The 20816-nt window shown below is 69.3% G+C and carries 15 protein-coding genes; 7 read left to right on the top strand and 8 right to left on the bottom strand.

Annotation, left to right across the window (positions count from 1 at the left end):
- A partial coding sequence (locus ACE3OU_RS14575; RefSeq protein ID WP_374242275.1) for an SdrD B-like domain-containing protein occupies positions 1–1807 on the bottom strand: 1807 nt, incomplete at its 3' end.
- A gap of 776 nt (positions 1808–2583) precedes the next feature.
- On the opposite strand from ACE3OU_RS14575, the gene ACE3OU_RS14580 reads away from it, so the two are divergent.
- The 3 genes from ACE3OU_RS14580 to ACE3OU_RS14590 are packed head-to-tail and all read left to right on the top strand — an operon-like array spanning position 2584 to position 7900.
- Positions 2584–4740, top strand: a complete 2157-nt coding sequence (locus ACE3OU_RS14580) for a type I secretion system permease/ATPase (RefSeq protein WP_374242276.1) — start codon at positions 2584–2586, stop codon at positions 4738–4740.
- A gap of 8 nt (positions 4741–4748) precedes the next feature.
- Entirely contained in the window at positions 4749–6074 is a 1326-nt protein-coding gene (locus tag ACE3OU_RS14585) for an HlyD family type I secretion periplasmic adaptor subunit (protein ID WP_374242277.1), read from the top strand.
- On the top strand, positions 6074–7900 hold the full coding sequence (locus tag ACE3OU_RS14590) for a TolC family protein (RefSeq protein ID WP_374242278.1): 1827 nt from the start codon (positions 6074–6076) through the stop codon (positions 7898–7900). The genes ACE3OU_RS14585 and ACE3OU_RS14590 overlap by 1 nt, the downstream gene beginning before the upstream one ends.
- A 64-nt stretch (positions 7901–7964) precedes the next feature.
- On the opposite strand, the gene ubiD is transcribed toward ACE3OU_RS14590, so the two are convergent.
- From ubiD to ACE3OU_RS14625, 7 genes are all read right to left on the bottom strand, one after another.
- On the bottom strand, positions 7965–9437 hold the full coding sequence (gene ubiD, locus ACE3OU_RS14595; protein WP_374242279.1) for a 4-hydroxy-3-polyprenylbenzoate decarboxylase: 1473 nt from the start codon (positions 9435–9437) through the stop codon (positions 7965–7967).
- Positions 9438–9533: 96 nt separating this feature from the next.
- Positions 9534–10856, bottom strand: a complete 1323-nt coding sequence (locus ACE3OU_RS14600; RefSeq protein ID WP_374242280.1) for a TolC family outer membrane protein — start codon at positions 10854–10856, stop codon at positions 9534–9536.
- Between the two features lie 68 nt (positions 10857–10924).
- Entirely contained in the window at positions 10925–11248 is a 324-nt protein-coding gene (locus ACE3OU_RS14605; protein ID WP_374242281.1) for a rhodanese-like domain-containing protein, read from the bottom strand.
- Positions 11249–11261: 13 nt separating this feature from the next.
- Complete coding sequence (locus ACE3OU_RS14610) at positions 11262–11915, bottom strand: protein-L-isoaspartate O-methyltransferase (protein WP_374242282.1); 654 nt, start codon at positions 11913–11915, stop codon at positions 11262–11264.
- A 128-nt stretch (positions 11916–12043) separates the two neighbouring features.
- On the bottom strand, positions 12044–15175 hold the full coding sequence (locus ACE3OU_RS14615; protein ID WP_374242283.1) for an efflux RND transporter permease subunit: 3132 nt from the start codon (positions 15173–15175) through the stop codon (positions 12044–12046).
- Complete coding sequence (locus tag ACE3OU_RS14620) at positions 15172–16275, bottom strand: efflux RND transporter periplasmic adaptor subunit (protein ID WP_374242284.1); 1104 nt, start codon at positions 16273–16275, stop codon at positions 15172–15174. Before ACE3OU_RS14620 ends, ACE3OU_RS14615 begins: the two co-directional genes overlap by 4 nt.
- Complete coding sequence (locus tag ACE3OU_RS14625; protein WP_374242285.1) at positions 16272–16916, bottom strand: TetR/AcrR family transcriptional regulator; 645 nt, start codon at positions 16914–16916, stop codon at positions 16272–16274. Before ACE3OU_RS14625 ends, ACE3OU_RS14620 begins: the two co-directional genes overlap by 4 nt.
- A gap of 198 nt (positions 16917–17114) precedes the next feature.
- On the opposite strand from ACE3OU_RS14625, the gene ACE3OU_RS14630 reads away from it, so the two are divergent.
- From ACE3OU_RS14630 to ACE3OU_RS14645, 4 genes are all read left to right on the top strand, one after another.
- Positions 17115–17840, top strand: a complete 726-nt coding sequence (locus ACE3OU_RS14630; RefSeq protein ID WP_374242286.1) for a superoxide dismutase — start codon at positions 17115–17117, stop codon at positions 17838–17840.
- A gap of 70 nt (positions 17841–17910) precedes the next feature.
- Complete coding sequence (locus ACE3OU_RS14635) at positions 17911–18447, top strand: flavin reductase family protein (protein ID WP_374242287.1); 537 nt, start codon at positions 17911–17913, stop codon at positions 18445–18447.
- Positions 18444–19637, top strand: coding sequence for a polysaccharide pyruvyl transferase family protein (locus ACE3OU_RS14640; protein WP_374242288.1), 1194 nt, complete (start codon positions 18444–18446; stop codon positions 19635–19637). Before ACE3OU_RS14635 ends, ACE3OU_RS14640 begins: the two co-directional genes overlap by 4 nt.
- A 118-nt stretch (positions 19638–19755) precedes the next feature.
- A complete protein-coding gene (locus tag ACE3OU_RS14645; RefSeq protein WP_374242289.1) occupies positions 19756–20757 on the top strand; it encodes an LLM class flavin-dependent oxidoreductase in 1002 nt (333 codons plus the stop codon).
- The last annotated feature ends 59 nt before the right edge of the window (positions 20758–20816 follow it).

Here is a 20816-nt window from a genome sequence, read left to right on the forward strand (position 1 = left end):
TGGTGGTCGCCACCGGGTTGCCCATCGCATCCTTCAGCACGATGGTCACGCCGGCGATCGGGGTGTCGCCCGTGTTGTTGTTGTCCAGGTCCTCACGGACGCTGCCGCTGATGATGCCCGGCAGGCGTTCGTCGATGAACACGTTGCCGCTGTTGGTCTGGCCCGGCTGCACGGTGACGCTGATCACGTTCGGGTTGCCGCCGTCGCTGTCGCCCACGTCGGTGTAGCCCGGCTTGTTGGTCTGCTCGACGGTGTAGCTGCCGGCCGGCACGTTCGGGAAGCTGTAGTTGCCGTTGGCGTCGGTGGTGGTGGTCGCCACCACGTTGCCCAGCGGGTCCTTCAGCACCACGGTGACGCCCGGGATCGGGGTGTCACCCGTGCCGTTGTGGTCCACGTCCTCCAGCACCTTGCCGGTGACCGTGCCGGGGTTGGCCACGATGCCGGCGTCCCAGCTGCGGTCGGTTTCGCCCGAGTCGAGCACGGTCTGGGCGGTCTTGCCGTCCATCGGGTTGGCGTCGCTGTCGCTCGCGTCACTGCCCACGTTGGCCGTGGTGAAGCTGTAGCCCGCCGGCAGCGTGGTCTTGTCGAACTGCACGCTGTAGGTGCCCGGACGCAGGTTGGTGAACAGGTACTCGCCGTTGGCGTCGGTGGTGACGGGGCCATCCACGAGTTCACCGGCGGCGTTGTAGAGACGCACGAGCACGCCCGGCACGCCGGCTTCGCCGCTGTCCTGCTGGCCGTTGCCGTTGGTGTCGAGCCAAACGCGGTCGCCCAGGGCGGCGGCGCGGTAGAGGCCCGCATCGACGGTAGTGTTGATCTCGCCCGCCACGACGGTCACGGGGCCGCTGTTGCCGGCGGGGTTCACGTCGCTGTCGGTGGTGTCGCTGCCCTGGTTCGGGGTGGTGACGGAGTAACCGGTGGGCGTGGCCACGGAAACGACGTAGGTGCCCGGGTCAACGGTGAAGCTGTAGTTGCCGCTGCCGTCGGTGGTGGTGGTCGCCACCGGGTTGCCCTGGGCGTCCTTCAGCACCACGGTGACGCCAGCGATGCCGGCTTCGCCCGCGTCCTGCTGGCCGTTGCCGTTGGTGTCTTCCCACACGCGGTCGCCGATCACGGCCTTGGCCGCGAAGGGGACTGTGAAAGTGAAGGTGTTGGGGGTGAGATCCAGGTCGGTGCCACCGCAGCCGTCGGTGCCACCGTCGTCGCGCACCTGGAAGTCGAAGGCGAAGGAGCCGCCAGCGTTGGCCGGGGCGGTATAGACCAGCCGTCCGGCGGCGATGTCGGAGGCCAGGATTTCCTGGCCTGCCACGACCGCGACGCCGCCCAGGGTCAGGCTGCCGCCGGTGGGCACGCTGTTCACCACCACGGACAGGAAGTTGTTGCCTTCCACCGGATCGCTGAAGCCGAAGTCACCCAGGCCAATCACGTAGCTGTCGCCATTGGCCACGGCGACCGTGTCGTCGGAGCCGGACGGAGCATCATTGACCGGCGTGACGTTGATCTGCAGGTCCAGCACGAAGGTGTTGCTGGAGCTGTCGGTGCCGAGCACGCGGACCTTCTGGATGCCGTTGAAGTTCGGCAGCAGGGACATGTCCACTGCCAGGGTGTCCAGGTCCACCGAGGAGAAAAAGCCGCTGGTGACCTCGACGTACTTGTTGGTGGCCGGGTCGAGCACGTAGAGCTTGATCCGCGCCGGGGCCGTCTCGACGTAGTTCGGATCCGCCTGCCGGAGCAGGTCGTAGAGCTCGTAGTTGCTGCTGGTGTCTTCGCAAAGGGTGACGCTGGTTGAATACCGTGTGGTAGCCATGAACGACCTCCGTTCTTCGTTTTTAGGTTCCGCCTGGGGGACTGAGCCCAGGTCAGATCGACAAAATCGAAGAATCAACTGCAATTTGCGGGCCAGGACACACTCTCAAATCGATAAAAACATCAAATACATCTCAGCTCAATGACTTACCCCTCCCTTTACCTGTTGACCGGTCTGTGAAAAATTACAAACCATTATCATGTGTAAAAAAAACCGACACCTCTAATTGAAAATCGGTTTCCGGGAAAAGTTAAACCGTGCGGGACACACCGTTTAAAACCCTGCCCACACAAAAATCAAGCATATGATTTGTATGGATTTCATTTCCTGAAAAGGCCCCCATAAAATCATATGACATCAAATTGCCAGCCGGCTGAACGGCGTTTCCAGGTAGCAAAAATATCCGACAACAACTAATCCACACCTCGACACGGTTTTGCATCGGGATTTCAGCCCCTGCGGAGAGGCGCTGCAGAAAGCCCGAAAATGCCAATCAACCCAATGTTAAATACATTTAATTTGTTAATTTTTGTTCAAAAACACATCGGAAAATGAACTCATCATTCGTGACAAAATTCACTTTTGATGATTTTTGAGTTAATAAAAAATAAGCGCGTGACTTTTTAACATTTGTCATTTAGAACCTTGTGGCACCATCGGCCTTCAGAGCTTCCGGAAGGGACGCCACGCGGGCCCAATGCCCCGCCTCCGGCCCACAGAATGGCGCCCCGGCAGCTCGCACCTTGTAGAATCAACAGCCCCCGAGCCCCCAGCCCATGCGCGACACAGCCCCCCCTACTCCCGCTGATGCATCGGTCGATGCGGTGATCGACCAGCTGATGTTCCTGGCGCATTTCTTCGGAAAGCGTGCCGACCCCATCCAGCTGCTGGCCGACACCCCGGTCACCGACGGGCACATCAGCGAAGCCCAGATCCTCGAATGCGCCCGGCGGGGCGGCCTGAACCTGAGCCGCGCCCGCAAGCCCGTCGAAGCCTTCAAGGCATCCGAGCTGCCGGCGCTGGTCCTGGACGGTGGCGGCGAGCCGCTGGTGCTGCTGCGGCGGGACGGTGACGCCTTCGAGTGCGTGCAGCCCGGCATCCAGGGCAGCGTGACGATGAGCGCCGCGCAGGTGACGGCGGAATATCCGGGGGCAGCCTGGTTCGTGCGGCCGATGGTGTTCTTCGACACCCGCAGCCTGCTCTACCACCTGCCCCGGCCGCGGCGCTGGTTCTGGGACACCCTGGGGGCCAACAAATCGATTTATGGCTGGGCGCTGCTGGCCACCGTGCTGACCAACGTGTTCGCCGCGGTGATCCCGTTCTACACGATGTCGGTGTACGACCGCGTGGTGCCCAACAACGCCCTCGACAGCCTGTGGGTGCTCACCGGCGCGGTGGTCGTGGTGGCCCTGTTCGACCTGGTCATCAAGATGCTGCGCAGCTACCTGCTGGAGGCGGCCGCCCGCAAGGCCGACGTGGCCATGTCGTCCCACGTGTTCGCCCAGGCCCTGCGCCTGCGGGCAGCCTCGCGACCGGCTTCGGGCGGGGTGCTGGCCAACATCGTGCGGGACTTCGAGTCGGTGCGCGAGTTCGTCACCTCGTCCACCCTCACCGTGCTGGGTGACGTGCCCTTCATGCTGTTCTTCCTGGTGCTGATCGCGATCATCGGGCACTGGCTGGTGTTCGTGCCCCTGCTGCTGATCCCGCTCACCGTAGTGGCCTCGATGCTGATCCGCCGTCCGCTCACCCGCATCCTCGGCGCCAACATGCAGGAGTCGGCCCAGCGCACGGCCCATCTGTTCGAGACCATGAACGGGGTGGACACGCTCAAGTGCCTCGGGGCCGAGGCCTGGGCGCGCCGCCAGTGGGAGATGCTGACGGTCAAGATCTCCGAGAACTCGGTGCAGATGCGCGAGTGGACCTCCTTCGGCACCTATCTCTCGCTACTGGTCACCAACCTGAGCTCGATCCTGATCGTGATGTTCGGCGCCCTCCTGATCGGCGCCGGCGACCTGACCATGGGCCAGCTGATCGCCGTGTCGATGCTGGCCGCCCGCGCCATCACCCCGGCCACACAGATCGCCGCCCTCATCGTGCGCTACGAGCAGACCCGCCAGGCCCTCCAGGCCCTCGACAAGATCATGGAGAGCCCCACCGACGACAGCACCGACAGCCTGCACCTGCCGCAGATGGCGGGCCGCATCGACTTCCGCGACACCCACTTCGCCTACCCCGACTCGCCGCCCCTGGTGAAGGGGCTCAACCTGACGATCCGCCCCGGTGAGCGGGTCGGCTTCATCGGGCGCATCGGCTCGGGCAAGAGCACCCTGTTCAAGCTGCTGCTCAACCTCTACAGCCCCGACCAGGGCGCGGTGCTGGTCGACGGCATGGCCGTGGGCCAGCTCGAACCCCAGAGCCTGCGCCGCCAGATCGGCTACGTGCCCCAGGAGGTGGTGCTCTTCCACGGCGACATCCGCGAGAACATCCTGCTGGGCAGCAGCCAGCCGAGCGACGCGCAGCTGCTCGAGGCCCTGCGCCTGTCCTGCCTCGACGAGACCCTCTCGCAGATGCCCAACGGCCTCGGCACCCAGGTTGGCGAGCGGGGCGACCGCCTCTCCGGCGGCCAGCGCCAGGCCGTCTCCATCGCCCGCGCGCTGGTCCGCAAGCCGCGCATGCTGCTGCTCGACGAGCCGTCCAGCATGATGGACCCGGCCACCGAAGCCCGCCTGATCGACAACCTGCGCAGCATCAAGGACGTCACGATGCTGCTGGTCACCCACCGGATGGCCATGCTGCCGCTGGTGGACCGCCTCGTCGTGCTCGACAACGGCCGCGTCGTGATGGACGGCCCGCGCAACGAAGTCCTCCGTAAACTCCAGGGCCCGCCCGGCCCCAGCGGCGTGAGCGCCGCCCCCCGGGAGGCCGCGGCATGAAACTCGCCATGAAACCCACTCCGCCCCGCGTCCAGGCCGAGGCCCTCAGCCGCCACCCGGACTTCGATCGCGGCCCCCGCAAGGCCGTACACATCCTGCTCGCCACCACCGCGCTGTTCTTCGTGCTGCTCTTTGCGTGGATGAGCTTCGCGGCCCTCGACATCTCGGTCAATGCCCAGGGCGCGGTGATCCCGTCGAGCCGGGTGCAGCAGATCCAGAGCATGGAGGGCGGCATCCTGCAGGCCCTGCAGGCCCGGGACGGCGCCCAGGTGAAGAAGGGCGACGTGCTCGCGATCGTCCAGAACCTGCAGTTCAACGCCGAGCAAGGCGAAGCCCAGCAGGGCCTGTGGGGCGCCCAGGCGGCCCTGGTGCGCCTCGATGCCGAGGCCCGCAACGTGGCCCCGGCCTTCCCCGCCGAGCTCGAGAAGAACGCCCCGGACATCGTCCGCGAGCAGCGCAACCTGTGGCAGACCCGCCGCCAGGAGCGCGAGAACACCCTCGAAACCCTCGCCCGCCAGCTCGCCCAGCGCCAGCAGGAGCTGGCCGAAGCCCGCGCCCGCCACCAGGCCGCCAACGAAGCCATCGGCCCGGCGCGGGAAGCCCTCGCCATCGAGGAGAAGCTGGCCGCCGCCAACGCCGGCGCCCGCGCCGACCTGCTCGCCGCCCAGCAACGCTACACCGGCCAGAAGGGCGAACTGGAGACCACCCGCATCGCCATCGGGCGGATCCAGGCCGCGGTGGCCGAAGCCCAGGCCCGCCTCTCCGAAACCCGCGCCCGCTTCCTCACCGAGACCAGCAAGGAAAAGAGCGAGGCCGAACTGCGCGCCGCCCAGCTCGCCGAGCAGCTCACCGGCCGCAACGACAAGGTCGCCCGCCGCGAGCTGCGCGCGCCGATGGACGGGGTCGTCAACCGCCTGCTGATCAACACCGTGGGCGGCGTGGTGAAGGCCGGCGAAACCATCATGGAGATCGTCCCTGCCGAAGACCGCCTGCTCATCAACGCCCGCGTGAAGCCCGCCGACATCGCCTTCCTGAAGCCCGGCCAGGACGCCCGCATCCGCATCAGCGCCTACGACTCGTCGATCTTCGGCACCCTGCCCGGCAAGGTGCTGCGCGTCGGCGCCGACGCCATCACCGACCCGGAGCGCAAGGAGAGCTTCTTCGAGGTGCTCATCGAGTCCCGCCAGAACTTCCTCGGCGACCCCTCCGAGCACCTCACGATTTCCGCGGGCATGGCCGCCGACGCCAGCATCCAGACCGGCAAGCGTACGATGATGGAGTACATGCTCAAGCCCATCGTCAAGACCCTCGACAAATCCCTCCGCGAACGCTGATGAGATCTCCCCTCCGCCCCACGCGGCTCGCCGCCCTGCTGCTCGCCCTCGGTTTCGCCGCGGGCGTGCAGGCCGAGGCGCTGCCGGCCGTCGTCGACAAGGTGCTGCTGCAGCAACCCAGCGTGCGCTCGGCCCAGGCCCTGCTGCGCGCCGCCGATGCCCAGATCACCCAGGCCCGCTCCGACTTCCTGCCCAGCGTCGGGCTGAGCTACCGCAACGCCGACTCCCGCGACGAAACCCAGGGTCGGCCGATCGACCGCAACATCCGCCGCAGCGACGCCAGCCTGCGCTGGAACCTCTTCAACGGCGGCGCCGACACCGCCCGCGTGCAGGCCGGCGGCCTCTACCGGGACGCCGCCGAGGCCGACCTCGACAACGTGCTCGAGCAGGTCAGCTACGAGATCACCGAGGCCTACTCCGACATCGTTCGCCTGCGCCAGACCGTCGACAGCCTCGGCGCCACCCTGGCCCGCCAGGAGCGGGTCGAGGCCGGCGTGGCCCGCCGCGTGGACGCCGGCCGCATCGCGCCGGCCGAACTCGACCTGATGCGCGTGCGCCTGATCCAGAACCGCGCCCTCCTCGGCCAGCTGCGGGCCCAGCTCGGCACCGCCGAGTACCGCTACCGCCTGCTCACCGGCCAGGCGCCGGAGCAGCTCGAGACGCCCGCCATCCGGCCCGCCGACGGCGATGGCGACATCGACGCCCTGGTCGAGCGCATCCACGAACGCAACCCGCGCCTGCGCGCCGCCCTCCAGCGCGCCGCCGCCCGCAAGGCCGAGATCGGCGTGGCCCGCGGCAGCTTCTTCCCGGCGGTGGACCTCAGCTACAGCAAGCGCCTCGACAACACCACCATCCCGGTGCCGGTCTCCGACACCGACCGCAGCGGCCAGATGCAGGTGAGCCTCGACATCCCGCTGGGCGGCAAGAACCTCGGCCGCCACACCGAGGCCGTCGAGCGCCACCAGGCCGCCCAGGCCGACGCCGACGACCTGATGATGAAGGTCTCGAAGGACATCACCGACCTCCAGCGCCAGTACAACGAAGCGCGCCAGATCGCCCCCCAGCTCGAACAGCGGGTGATCGCCGCCCAGCGCGTGTCGGCGACCTACGAGCTGCACTTCGAGGCCGGCCGGCGCAGCCTCAACGACCTCTCGATCACCCAGGACGACCTCTTCAACGCCCAGCGCGCGCTGATCGAGAACCGCGCCCAGCAGACCACCCTGCAAGCCCAGCTGCTCGGCCTGGCCGGCGAGCTGCGCAGCGCCCTGCGCACCCGCTACCGCCCGGCCCCGATCGCCCCCGAACTGCTCGGCACCGCCTACGTGCCGGCGCCCCTGGTGGCCGCACCGGTGCCCACCGTCGAGGCGGCCCCGGCGCCGCAGGTGGAGGTCCTGACGCCAGCAAACCCAGGCTCGCCGGCGGCCGCCGAAGCCGCCGAGCCCACGCTGCGCGCCCGCCTCGACGCGTGGCAGGCCGCCTGGGTCGCCCGCGACTACGACGCCTACCGCGCCTTCTACGTGGCCGACTTCAAGCCCGGCAAGGGCCGCAGCACCGCCGAGTGGGAGGCCGAGCGCCGCCAGCGCCTGGCCGGCGCCGTCGCCCCCGCCGTACGCATCGAGGCCCTCCGCCTCAAGGCCCGCGGCGGCGAGCGCTTCAGCACGGTCTTCGTCCAGCACTACCGCGCCGGCAACTACCGCGACACGGTGAGAAAACAGCTCGACTGGGTGAAGGCGGACGGCCAGTGGAAGATCGCCGCCGAGACGGTGCTGGCCCCGCCCAAGCCGGCCCCGGCCGCGGACACCCCGCCGTCCCCGCAGGGCGAATGAAGCTCCGCCAACCATAAAAAACGGCAGCCCACGGGCTGCCGTTTTGTCTGGATCCGGCGGCGGGCTACAGCCCCAGTTCTCCCCACATCGCATCGACGCGCTGCTTCACCGCCTCGTCCATCACGATGGGGGAGCCCCACTCCCGGTTGGTCTCGCCGGGCCACTTGTTGGTGGCATCCAGCCCCATCTTGGAGCCGAGGCCGGCCACCGGGCTGGCGAAGTCGAGGTAATCGATGGGGGTGTTGTCCACCAGCGTGGTGTCGCGGGTGGCGTCCATGCGGGTGGTGAGGGCCCAGATGACCTCCTTCCAGTCTCGGATGTTCACGTCGTCGTCCACCACGATGATGAACTTGGTGTACATGAACTGGCGCAGGAAGCTCCAGATCCCGAACATCACCCGCTTGGCGTGGCCGGGATACTGCTTCTTGATGCTGACCACCGCCAGCCGGTAGGAGCAGCCCTCGGGCGGCAGGTAGAAGTCGACGATCTCGGTGAACTGCTTCTGCAAGAGCGGTACGAAGACTTCGTTGAGAGCCACGCCGAGCATTGCCGGCTCGTCGGGCGGCTTGCCGGTGTAGGTGCTGTGGTAGATCGGGTCGCGGCGGCTGGTGATGCGCTCGATGGTGAACACCGGAAACTCGGACTGCTCGTTGTAGTAGCCGGTGTGGTCGCCGTAGGGGCCTTCGAGGGCGGTCTCGCCCGGGTGGATCACGCCCTCCAGCACGATCTCGGCCGACGCGGGCACCTGCAGGTCGGAGCCGAGGCACTTCACCAGCTCGGTCTTGGAGCCGCGCAGCAGGCCCGCAAACTGGTATTCGGACAACGAGTCGGGCACCGGCGTCACCGCGCCGAGGATGGTCGCCGGATCGCAGCCCAGCACCACCGCCACCGGGAAGGGCTTGCCCGGGTGGGCCTTCTGGTGCTCCAGAAAGTCCAGCGCCCCGCCCCGGTGGGCCAGCCAGCGCATGATGACCTTGTTGGGGCCCAGCACCTGCTGGCGGTAGATGCCCAGGTTCTGACGGTTCTTGTGGGGGCCGCGGGTGACGACCAGGCCCCAGGTGATCAGCGGCGCCACGTCGCCGGGCCAGCAGTGCTGGATCGGCAGGCCGCCGAGGTCCACATCGCGGCCCTCCTTGACCACCTGCTGGCAGGGCGCCGACGACACCGTCTTCGGCGACATGTTGAGCACCTGCTTGAAGATCGGCAGCTTCTCCCAGGCGTCCTTGAGGCCCTTGGGCGGCTCGGGCTCCTTGAGGAAGGCCAGCAGCTTGCCCACCTCGCGCAGCGCGCCCTGCCAGTCGTCGCCGCTCTCGCCCATGCCCAGCGCGACGCGCTCGGGCGTGCCGAAGAGGTTGGCGAGCACCGGCACCGAGTGGCCCTTGGGGTTCTCGAACAGGATCGCCGGGCCGCCGGCCCGGAGCACACGGTCGCAGATCTCGGTCATCTCGAGGTGAGGGTCGACCTCGGCCTTGATCCGCTTGAGTTGGCCAAGGCGTTCCAGCTGGGCGATGAAGTCACGCAGGTCGGTGTAGCGCATGGTGATGGAAGCCGGGAAGTGGGGGAATGAGAACTGGAGTGTCGTAAATGAAAACGGCCGCTCACGCGGCCGTCAAGACGTCGGCGGGGCCGGCCGCTAGTCTAGCAAAGCATTGATCGCCTTGATGTCCTCGTCGCCGAGGGTGCCGGCGGCGGCCTTCAGCTTGAGCTGGGCCATCAGCGTGTCGTAGCGGGCCTTGGCGAGCTTCTGCTGGGTGTCGAAGAGCTGGCTCTGGGCGTTGAGCACGTCGATGTTGATGCGCACCCCCACCTCATAGCCGAGCTTGTTGGCGTCAAGGGCCGAGCGGGACGACACCTGGGCCGCCTCGAAGGCCTTCACCTGGGCGAGGCCGCTGGTGACGCCCAAATAGGCCTGGCGGGCATTCTGGGCCGCGGTGCGGCGGGCGTTGTCCACATCGGCGAGGGCCTTCTCGCGCAGCGCCGCGGCCTCGCGGACGCGGGAGCTGGTGGCCCCGCCCTGGAACAGCGGCATCGCCAGTTGCAGCCCGACCACGGTGGCGTCAGTGTTGTAGGCCGAGAAGGCGGTCAACGGATTGCTGGTGGCCGTGTTGCCGCGGGAGGCCACCACATCGACGGTCGGCAGGTGGCCGGCGCGGTTGCGCTCGACCTCGCGGGTGGCGACCTCGCTGGCGAGCTGGTTGGCCTGCACCGCCAGGTTGCCGCCTTCGGCCGCGGTCACCCACGACTGGATGTCGGACGGCTCGGGGCGGCTCAGCGCCACGCCCTTGCGCAGCCCCTTGAGGCTGTCGGGCTCCTTGCCGGTGAGCACCAGCAGCGCATGGCGCTTGACGGCCAGGTCGCTCTCGGCGGCGATCGTCTGGGCCGACGAGAGGTCGGCGCGGGACTGGGCCTCATGGACGTCGGTGATGGTGACGGTGCCGACCTCGAAGCTCTTTTTGGCGAGGGCCAGTTGCTGGGTGTTGGCCTCGTTGAGGGCCTGGGCGGCGGCGAGCACGTCCTGGGCGGCGAGCACATCGAAGTAGGCCTGGGCGGCGCGCAGCGTGAGATCCTGGCGGGCCAGCTCGAACTGGGCATCCGCCAGGGCCGCCTGGATCTCGCCCTGCTTGTACTGGACCCAGTTCTGCCAGCGGAACAGGGGCTGGGTGAGCTGCACCTGCCAGCCGTTGCTGTTGTAACGGCCCGAGCGGTCGAGCGTCGGGCTGTGCAGGGCGGTGTCGTTCCAGTTGGTGTTGCCGGTGAGGTTGACCGAGGGCAGCAGGCCGGCGCGCCCCTGGGGCAGCTTCTCGCGCCCGGCGTCCGCCGCAGCCCGGGCCGCGGCCAGCGCCGCGTCGTAGGCGAGCGCGTCACGGTAGACCTGCTCCAGATCGGCCGCCACGGCCTGGGCCGCCATCAGCGCCGCCGCCATCGTCACCACCACACGTCCAGCCAGCCGTTTCATTCCTGTCTCCATCCAGAGTATTGCCTCCCGAGGCCTGGCCGGCCCGGGGGGCCGGCGGCCGCTGCCGCTCAGTACTGGGGCATCGACGGGTCGACCTGCTGGGCCCACTGGGCCACGCCGCCGGCAAGGTTGATCAGCTTCGAGAAGCCCTGCCGCTCGAGGAACATCGCCACCTGCATGCTGCGGCCGCCGTGATGGCAGATCACCACGATCTCGGCGTCGGGGTCGAGCTCCTGCATGCGCGCCGGCACGCTGGCCATGGGCATCGGCAACGAGCCGGGGATGGCACAGTAGGCGAACTCGGAGGGTTCGCGCACGTCGAGGAGCACCGGCGCCGGACGCGCGGCGTCCTGCAGCCAGTCGGCGAGTTGCGGCGGGGTGATCTGCTTCATCGGGGGGACGGCCTCAAAATTTGAACTGGCTCTTCTGGGGCGCGTTGCGCATCATCGGAACCGCGTTCTCGAACAGGGATTCGGTGCGGAAGTCGCCTTCGGCCACCTGGGTGACCAGCTTGGCGGTCATGAGGTGCGGCTCGCCGACGAAGGCGAACAGGCGGCCACCGACCTTGAGCTGCTGCAGCAGGGTCTCGGGGATGTAGGGCACGCCGCCGGAGACGACGATGAGGTCGTAGGGGGCGTTGCCCGGCCAGCCGCGGATGGCGTCGCCTTCCTCTACGATGACGTTCTCGACACCGTAGCGCTTGAGGTTGTCATGGGCCATCTTGACGAGCTCGGGCTCGATCTCGACGGTGCGCACCCAGTCGGCGCGGGCGGCGAGCAGGGCCGCGAAGTAGCCGGAACCGGCACCGACCTCGAGCACCTTGTCGGAGCGCTTGACCTGGATGGCCTGCAGGATCTTGCCTTCGATCACCGGCACCAGCATGCTCGCGCCGTGGCCCAGCGGGATCTCGGCCTCGGAGAGGGCCAGCGCCTTGTAGGCTTCCGGCACGAACTCCTCGCGGCGGACGCTCATCAGCAGGTCGAGCACGTCGAAATCCAGCACCTCCCAGGGGCGGATCTGCTGCTCGACCATGTTGAACCGTGCTTTTTCGAAATTCATTGTGTGACTCCCGGATGAATATTAGCACGAGCTAATATTAAAGATCTGCATGCCTGTATTGTCTGCAAAAACTTTCCGATTCTAACCCACTCGGAGCCCGACAGAAAATTCCGGCAAGCAGCGCCCCCTCACGCCCGGCGCACCCGGTACCAGGCGGCGTAGAGGGCCGGCACGAACAGCAGGGTCAGCAGCGTGGCGACGATCAGGCCGCCCATGATGGCCACCGCCATCGGCCCGAAGAAGGTGCTGCGGGTGAGCGGGATCATCGCCAGCACGGCCGCCGCCGCGGTGAGGGCGATCGGCCGCAGCCGCCGCACCGCCGACTCGACGATGGCGTCCCACACCGACAGGCCGCGCGCCACGTCCTGCTCGATCTGATCGACCAGGATCACCGAGTTGCGCATGATCATCCCGAACAGGGCGATCGTGCCGAGCATCGCCACGAAACCGAAGGGCTGGTTGAAGAGCAGCAGGAACAGCACCACGCCGATCAGCCCGAGGGGCGCGGTGAGCACCACCATGGTGGTGCGCGAGAAGCTGCCGAGCTGCACCATCAGCACCGTGAACACCACTGCCAGGAACAGCGGGAAGCCGGCATTCACCGAGCCCTGCCCCTTGGCGCTCTCCTCCACCGCGCCGCCGGCCTCGATGCGGTAGCCGACCGGCAGGCGGGCCCGCAGCTCGGCCAGTTGCGGCTCGACCTGCGCGGTGACGGTGGGCGCCTGGATGCGGGAGTCGTAAATCTGGCCGCGCACGGTGATCGCCGGCTCACGATTGCGCCGCCACACCAGGCCCTGCTCGAAACCGTAGCGGATGTGCGCCACCTGCTCCAGCGGCACCGACCGGCCGGCGCGGGTCGGGATCGACAGCTCGGAGAGCATCGACAGCGCCTCGCGCTCGCGGGCGTCGGCGCGCAGCACCACGTCGATGGCCTCGATGCCCTCCCGGTAGCGGGTGGCGGTGAGGCCGCGCAGGGCCGTGTCGAGGAAGCCAGCCACGTCCTGGGTGGTCAGCCCCAGCTGGCGCGCCTTGTGCTGGTCCACCTCGACCCGCAGCACCTTGGACTGCTCGTCCCAGTCCGGGTGGACGTCGACCAGATGGGGGTTGGCGCGCATCACCGTGGCCACCTCGCCGGCCAGCCTGCGCACCGTCGGGATGTCCGGCCCGATCACCCGGAACTGCACCGGGTAGCCCACCGGCGGCCCGTTTTCCAGGCGGATCACGTTGGTGAGGACGTTCGGGAAGTCTGTCTTGAGGCGCGCGATGAGCCGGCTCCGCAGGGCTTCGCGGGCCTCGATGTCGTCGGTCAGCACCACGAACTGGGCGAAGTTGGCCGCCGGCAGCTGCTGGTCGAGGGGCAGGTAGAAGCGCGGACTGCCGCTCCCCACGTAGGCCACGTAGTTGGTGATGCCCTGCTCGCCGGCGAGGATCGCCTCGAGCTTCTCGACCTCGGCCTGGGTGGCGCGCAGGCTGGCGCCTTCGGGCAGGCGCAGGTCCACCAGCAGCTCGAGCCGCGTCGAGTTGGGGAAGAACTGCTGCTGCACCAGGCCGAAGCCCGCCAGCGCCGCGACGAAGATCGCCAGCGTGGCGCCGATCACCCACCCGCGCCGGGCCACGCAGGCATCCACCAGCGCGCGGAAGCGGTTGTAGAAGGGGGTGCGGAAGACCGCGTCCTCGTCGCCCTCGTAGTGCGGCTCGCCGAGGCCGATGCGCTCCTGCAGGCGCTCGAGGCGCGGAAAGCGCTTCGCCAGCCAGCTCGAATGGCGCGGCGCGCGCGGGTCGGGCAGCAGCAGGTAGCCCAGATAGGGCACCACCACCACCGCCGCCAGCCACGAGGCCAGCAGCGCGATGGCGTTCACCTGGAAGATCGAGCGGGTGTATTCGCCCACCGACGACTGGGCGGTGGCGATCGGCAGGAAGCCCGCCACCGTCACCAGGGTGCCCGACAGCATCGGGCCCGCGGTGCTGGTGTAGGCGAAGGCGGCCGCCTTCGAGCGCTCCCAGCCCTGCTCCATCTTCACCAGCATCATCTCGACGGCGATGATCGCGTCGTCCACCAGCAGGCCGAGGGCCAGGATCAGCGCCCCCAGCGAGATCTTGTGCAGGCCCACGTCGAACAGACGCATCCCGAAGAAGGTCACCGCCAGCACCAGCGGGATCGACAGCGCCACCACCAGCCCGGTGCGCAGGCCCAGCGAGAAGAAGCACACCACCAGCACGATGATCACCGCCTCGGCCAGCGAGCGCACGAACTCGGCGATCGACCGATGCACCGCCTCCGGCTGGCTGGCCACCTGGCCGAGTTCCATGCCCACCGGCAGCTGGGCCTGGATGCGCGCCGTCGCCGCCTTGAGGTCGCGCCCGAGGGCGATGATGTCGCCGCCCTTGGCCATCGCCACGCCGAGCCCGAGGGCGTCCTGACCGCCGAAGCGGAAACGCGGCGCCGAGGGCTCGACGAAGCCCCGCGACACCTGGGCGATGTCGCCGATGCGCAGCTCGCGCCCGCCGGCCCGGATGCGCGTCTCGCGGATCGCCTCGACGGTATCGTAGGCCCCCGAGGGGCGCAGGTAGATGCGCTCGTCGCGGGTCTCGAAGTAACCGCCCGGCGCCACCGCGTTCTGGCGCGCCAGGGCCTCGGTGACCGTCTGCACGTCGAGCCCGAGGGTGGCCAGCCGGCTGTTGGAGAGATCCACGTAGATGCGCTGCTCCTGCTCGCCGATCAGCTCAACCTTGGCCACGTTGGGCACCCGCAGCAGCTCGGCGCGCACCTTCTCGGCGGCGGCCTTGAGCTGGGCCTGGTCGAAGCCGTCGCCGGTGAGGGCGTAGATGTTGCCGAACACGTCGCCGAACTCGTCGTTGAAGAACGGCCCGCGCAGGCCCGCCGGCAGCTGGCCCTTGATGTCGCCGATCTTCTTGCGCACCTGGTAGAACATCTCGGGCACCTCGCCCGGCGGCGTCGAGTCCCTGGCGATGAAGAGCACCACCGCCTCGCCGGGCCGCGAATAGCTGCGCAGGATGTCCACGTGGGGCACCTCCTGCAGCTTCTTCTCGATGCGGTCGGTGACCTGCTCCTCCATCTCCCGGGCCGAGGCGCCGGGCCAATCGGCGCGCACCACCATCACCTTGAAGGTGAAGGGCGGGTCTTCCGACTGGCCGAGCTTCTGGTAGGACATCACCCCGACGATCGCCAGCAGGACGATCAGGTAGCGGATCAGCGGCTGGTGGGCCAGCGCCCACTCGGACAGGTTGAAGCGCTTCACGAGCCGGCTCCCGACCTTGCCGCCGCCTGGGCCGCCACCGGGCGCAGGGCCTGGCCGGCGACGATCTTGTGCACACCGGCGGCGGCGATGGTCTCGCCCGCCTTGAGGCCGGCCGACACCAGCACCCCGTCCTCCCGGAACTGGCGCACCGTCACCGGGCGCAGCACCGGCCGCACCAGCTCGCCCTCGGGCTGCAGCACCCACACCGAACTGGCGCCGCCCTGCTCGAACACCGCGGTGGACGGCACCAGCAGGCCGCCGGGCGCAGCGTCGGCGAGGCTCACGTTGGCAGTCATGCCCAGCTGCAGCGCCGGCGCGGGGTCGACGATGCTGACCCGCACCGCGTAGGTGCGCGAGGCGGCATCGGCGCTCGGCGCAATCTCGCGCACCCGGCCGGCCAGCGCCACGTCGGGCTGGGTCCACAGGCGCACCTCGACGCGGCCGGCCTTCTTGAGCTCGGCGATGCGCGTCTCGGGCACCGCGATCAGCACCTCCCGCTCGCCCTCCCGGGCCAGCTTCATGACCACCGTGGCGTCCTTCACCACCTGGCCCACCTCGGCAAACACCGCGGTGACGACCCCCGGCTGGTCGGCGACCAGGCGCGTGTAGCCCGCCTGACGCCCCGCCACGCCGGCCTGGGCCCGGGCCTGCTCGACCCGCGCGGAGGCCGACCGGAAGGCCGTCTCCTTGGCGTCCAGCACGCTGCGGCTGACGAAGTTCCTGGCCACCAGGTCGCGGTAGCGCAGCAGCTCGGCGCGGGCATAAGCCAGCTCGTTGTCGGCCGCCGCCAGCTGGGCCTGGGCCGCCTCGGCGTTGAGCCCGGCGTCGGCCGGGTCGAGCCGCGCGAGCACGTCGCCCGGCTTCACCACCGCGCCCACATCCACCCGGCGCTCGACGACCTTGCCGCCGATGCGGAAGGCCAGATCGGACTCGTAACGGGCACGGACCTCGCCGGTGTAGAACGCGACGGGCGCCACCTGCGCCGGCGCCAGGGTGTGGGCCATCACCGGTCGCGGCACCTCGGCGACGGGCTCGGGCTTGGAGCAGGCGGCCAGCAGGCCGGAAGCAAGAACGGCGGCAAGAACGGTATGTGTGCTCATGAGGGGTCGGGAACGGCGGCGCCCAGGCCGCGCAGGATGAAGTCGAAATAGGTGTCGAAATACGGCTCCGGCAGCGGCCGGCCCGCCGGCCCGGCGAGCATCGAGTGCTGGAGGATGGATTGCATCAGCAGGGGGTGGAAGACCATCTGGCGCAGCAGCTCCGGGCTGCCGGAGCGGAACACCCCGCGGACGATGCCGGCCTCGATGACCCGGCGGAGCAGCGCCCCCCAGCGCCCGATCACCGCCTCGTTGAAATACGCCGCCACGTCGGGGAAGTTGCCGGCCTCGGCAACCATCAGCTTGCAGGTGCCGCCCAGCGGCGTGGCGCCGAAGCGCACCCACCAGGTCGTGAGCAGCTCGCGCAACAGCCGCACCGGCTGGTCCTGCAGCGCCTCGACCCGGGCCTCGCACTCGTCGATGAGGGGCAGCACCGACTCCTCGATGACCGCCCGGAACAGGGCCTCCTTGCTGTCGAAATACAGATACAGCGTGCCCTTCGAGACGCCCGCCCGCGCCGCCACATCGTCGAGGCGGGTGGCCGCGAAGCCCCTCTCGACGAACAGGGCGAGGGCCGCCGCGGCCAGCTCGGCGGGACGGGCCTCCTTGCGGCGCTGGCGGGATGAAGTTTCGGTGAAATCCATCTGAGCTTTACTGACTGACTGGTCAGTCGGAAATTTTATCACCACACCCCATCGCGGCGGTGGCCATCCGTGGCGGCCCGGACAACAAAAACCAACCGCGAACAATGTCACACCTTGAAAAAACTACAACTTGACATGGAAAATTTACGCCATTGCGTTAATCTCGCAGAATCACTCGAATCCCGCAGGAATCCAGCCATGCACGCCTTCAAGCAGGACGACACCCCCCAACCCGCGCCGGGCCGGCGTAATTTTCTCCTCGGCGCCCCGGCCCTCGTGCTGGCCCTGGGCAGCCTGTCCACCAGCACCCGCGCCACGGCGGCGCCCTACGGCCTGCCGCCCCTGCCCTACGCCCTCGACGCCCTCGCCCCGGTGCTGTCGGCCGACACCCTCGCCTACCACCACGGCAAGCACCACAAGGCCTACGTGGACAACCTCAACCGCCTGACCACCGGCACCGACTTCGCCGGCCTGCCCCTCGACGAGATCGTGCTGCGCAGCGCCCGGCACGCGACCCATGCCGCGGTCTTCAACAACGCGGCCCAGGTGTGGAACCACAACTTCTACTGGCAGAGCCTGCGCCCACAGGGCGGCGGCGAGCCGCCCGCCGAACTGAAGCGCCGCCTGGAGGAAGCCTTCGGCAGCGTGGCCGCCTGCAAGAAGGAGCTGGCCACCGCCTCCGCCAGCCAGTTCGGCAGCGGCTGGGCCTGGCTGGTGGCCGACGGCGAGCGCCTGCGCGTCGTCAAGACCAGCAACGCCGATCTGCCGCTGACTCAGGGCCTGCGCCCCCTGCTCGCCATCGACGTGTGGGAACACGCCTATTACATCGACTACCAGAACCGCCGCGTCGACTACGCCAACGCCCTCCTCGACCGGCTGATCAACTGGGAGTTCGCCCTCGAGAACCTGCACCGCCGCGCCTGAGCCCGGCCGGGGCGTAGAATCGAGGCAGCGCCCCGGCGCCCGCCGGGCCTGCGATTCCAGGAGCCCGGCCATGGCACGGCAAGCCTACCCCCTGTCCGACGTGCACGCCCTGCTCGAACCGGGGCCAGTCGTCCTGCTGAGCAGCGCCGCGGCAGGCCGGCCCAACGTCATGACCCAGTCGTGGCACACCCTCATCGAGTTCGAGCCGCCCCTCGTGGGCTGCGTCATCAGCGCCCGCAACCACAGCTTCGCCGCCATCGACGGCGCCGGCGAATGCGTCATCAACGTCCCCGCCGCGGGGCTGGCCCCAGCCGTGGTCGGCTGCGGCAACTGTTCCGGCGCCGACATCGACAAGTTCGCCGCCTTCGGCCTCACCCCGGAGTCCGCCCACGGCGTCGCCGCGCCGTTGATCCGCGAATGCTTCGCCAACCTCGAATGCCGGCTCGCCGACCGCAGCCTGGTGGCCCGCTACGGCCTCTTCATCTTCGAGGTCATCCACGCCTGGCACGACCCCGACCTGCCCCACGAACCCACGCTGCACCACCGCAGCTACGGCGACTTTGTGCTCTCGGGCCGCCCGATCGCGCTGCCCTCGAAGGCGCGATGACCACCCCGACGATCCTGCTGGGCGCCTTCGACCGCCACAACTTCGGCGACCTGCTGCTGCCCCACGTCGTTGCCAGCCTGTTGCCGGGCCGCCGCCTGATCTTCGCCGGCCTCGCCGGGCGCGACCTGCGCCCCTTCGGCGGCCACCGCACCCACGCCCTCGCCCGCGTCGCCGCCGAGTTCGGCGACACACCGCTCACGCTGATCCACGTGGGCGGCGAGATCCTCACCTGCGAAGCCTGGCACGCCGCGCTGATGCTGCAGCCAGCCACCGACGTGGCGGCCCTCGTCGCCCGTCTCGACACCCGGCCGGCCGAACGCCTGGCCTGGGCCCGCGCGACCCTGGGCCTCCGCGGCCTCGCCCCCTACGTGGCCGGGCGGCAACTGTTCCGCCGGGCACGCCTGATCCACGCCGGCGTCGGCGGCGCCGGCCTGGCACACAGCCCGCCAGCCCTGCGGCACGAGGTGACCGAAGCGCTGCGCGAGGCCGACGCGGTCGGCGTGCGCGATCGCCAGACCCTCGCCTGCCTCGCCGCGGTGGACATCCCGGCCCGGCTGCTGCCCGACCCGGCGGCGCTGGTGGCCGACCACTTCGGCCCCGTCATCGCCGCCCACGCCGCCCGTGGCGAGGTCGCCGCCATCGGCCGGGCCTTTCCCCAGGGTTACCTCGCCGTACAGTTCAATGCCGGCTTCGGCGACGACGCGACCCTCGACACCCTCGCCGCCCAGCTCGCCCGGGCCGGCCACGGGCTGGGCATCGTGCTGTTCCAGGCCGGCAGCGCGCCCTGGCACGACGACCCTGACTGCCTCGCGCGCCTCGCCCGGCGCCTGTCGGCGGCCCGGGTGCGGGTCTTCCGCTCGCTGCAGCTGTGGGACATCTGCGCCCTGATCGCCGGCAGCCGCGGCTTCTGCGGCAGCAGCCTGCACGGGCGCATCGTCGCGACGGCCTTCGCCCGCCCGCGCCTCAACGTGCTGGCACCCCAGGCCAGCGAACCGGGCAAGGTCGAGGCCTACACGGGTAGCTGGGAAGCCCCCGGGCTGCCCGGCGCGGTACCCATCGACGGCCTCGCCGCGGCGCTGGAAAACGCCCTGGCCGCCCCGCCCGAAGGCCTGCAGGCCACCGCGCGGGCACTCGCCGGGCAGGCCCGGCGCGGACTTTCCGCCCTCCTGCCGGCCACCCGCGACCGCTAAAGATCCACCAGCCCCGACCGTTGAAGACTTGCAGTATATTCAATGACCTGCATGCCGACCCGGCGGCACCCCGCGGCGTCGGGCGGCCGAAGCAGGCAAAGCCATTACAATAAGCGCCATGAAAGCCCTCAAAGACACATCCCTCTCCATGCTCGACCTCGTGGCGATCCGCGAAGGCCGCAGCGTCGCCGATTCCCTCCACGTCGCCCTGCGCACCGCCCAGCACGCAGAAGCCCTGGGCTTCACCCGCTACTGGGTGGCCGAGCACCACAACATGCCGGGCATCGCCAGCTCCGCCACCGCGGTGCTGGTCGGCCACCTGGCCGGCGGCACCCGCAAGATCCGCGTCGGCTCGGGCGGCATCATGCTGCCCAACCACGCGCCGCTGGTGGTCGCCGAGGCCTTCGGCACCCTCGCCGAGCTCTACCCGGGCCGCATCGACCTCGGCCTCGGCCGGGCCCCCGGCACCGACGGCATCACGATGCGCGCCCTGCGCCGCGACCGCGTCGAGACCGAAGACGACTTCCCCCGCGAAGTGGCCGAGGTCCAGAAGCTCCTCGGCCCGGTGCAACCGGGCCAGCGCGTGGTCGCCATGCCCGGCGCCGACACCAACGTGCCGGTCTGGATCCTCGGCTCCAGCCTGTTCTCGGCCCGCCTGGCCGCCGAACGGGGCCTGCCCTACGCCTTCGCATCGCACTTCGCGCCGCGGCAGGTGCTGCAGGCCATCGACCTCTACCGCAGCCAGTTCCAGCCCTCCGGGCAGCTGGCCGAGCCCTACGTGGTCATCGGCGTCCCGCTGATCGCCGCCCCCACCGACGAGGAAGCCGAATACCTGGCCAGCAGCAACTACCAGCGCGTGCTCGGCATCCTCACCGGCAACCGGCGCCGGCTGCAGCCGCCGGTGGACAACTTCATGGCCGGCCTGCGCCCCGAGGAGCGCGCCGCCATCGCCGACTTCCTGGCGGCGGCGGTCATCGGCGGCCCCGCGCGGGTCCACGACGGCCTGGCCCGCCTCGTCGAGCTCACCCAGGCCGACGAGCTGATGCTGGTCTGCGACATCTACGACCCGGAGCTGCGCCTGCGCGCCCTCGACATCGCCGCCGCCGCGATGCGCGCCTGAGCGTCCCCGCGGCCCGGCCCCACCACCGGCGGGGGCCAGGCCCGGGCCGTCTACGGCCC

The sequence above is a fragment of the Zoogloea sp. genome (assembly GCF_041908905.1).
Taxonomy (GTDB): Bacteria; Pseudomonadota; Gammaproteobacteria; order Burkholderiales; family Rhodocyclaceae; genus Zoogloea.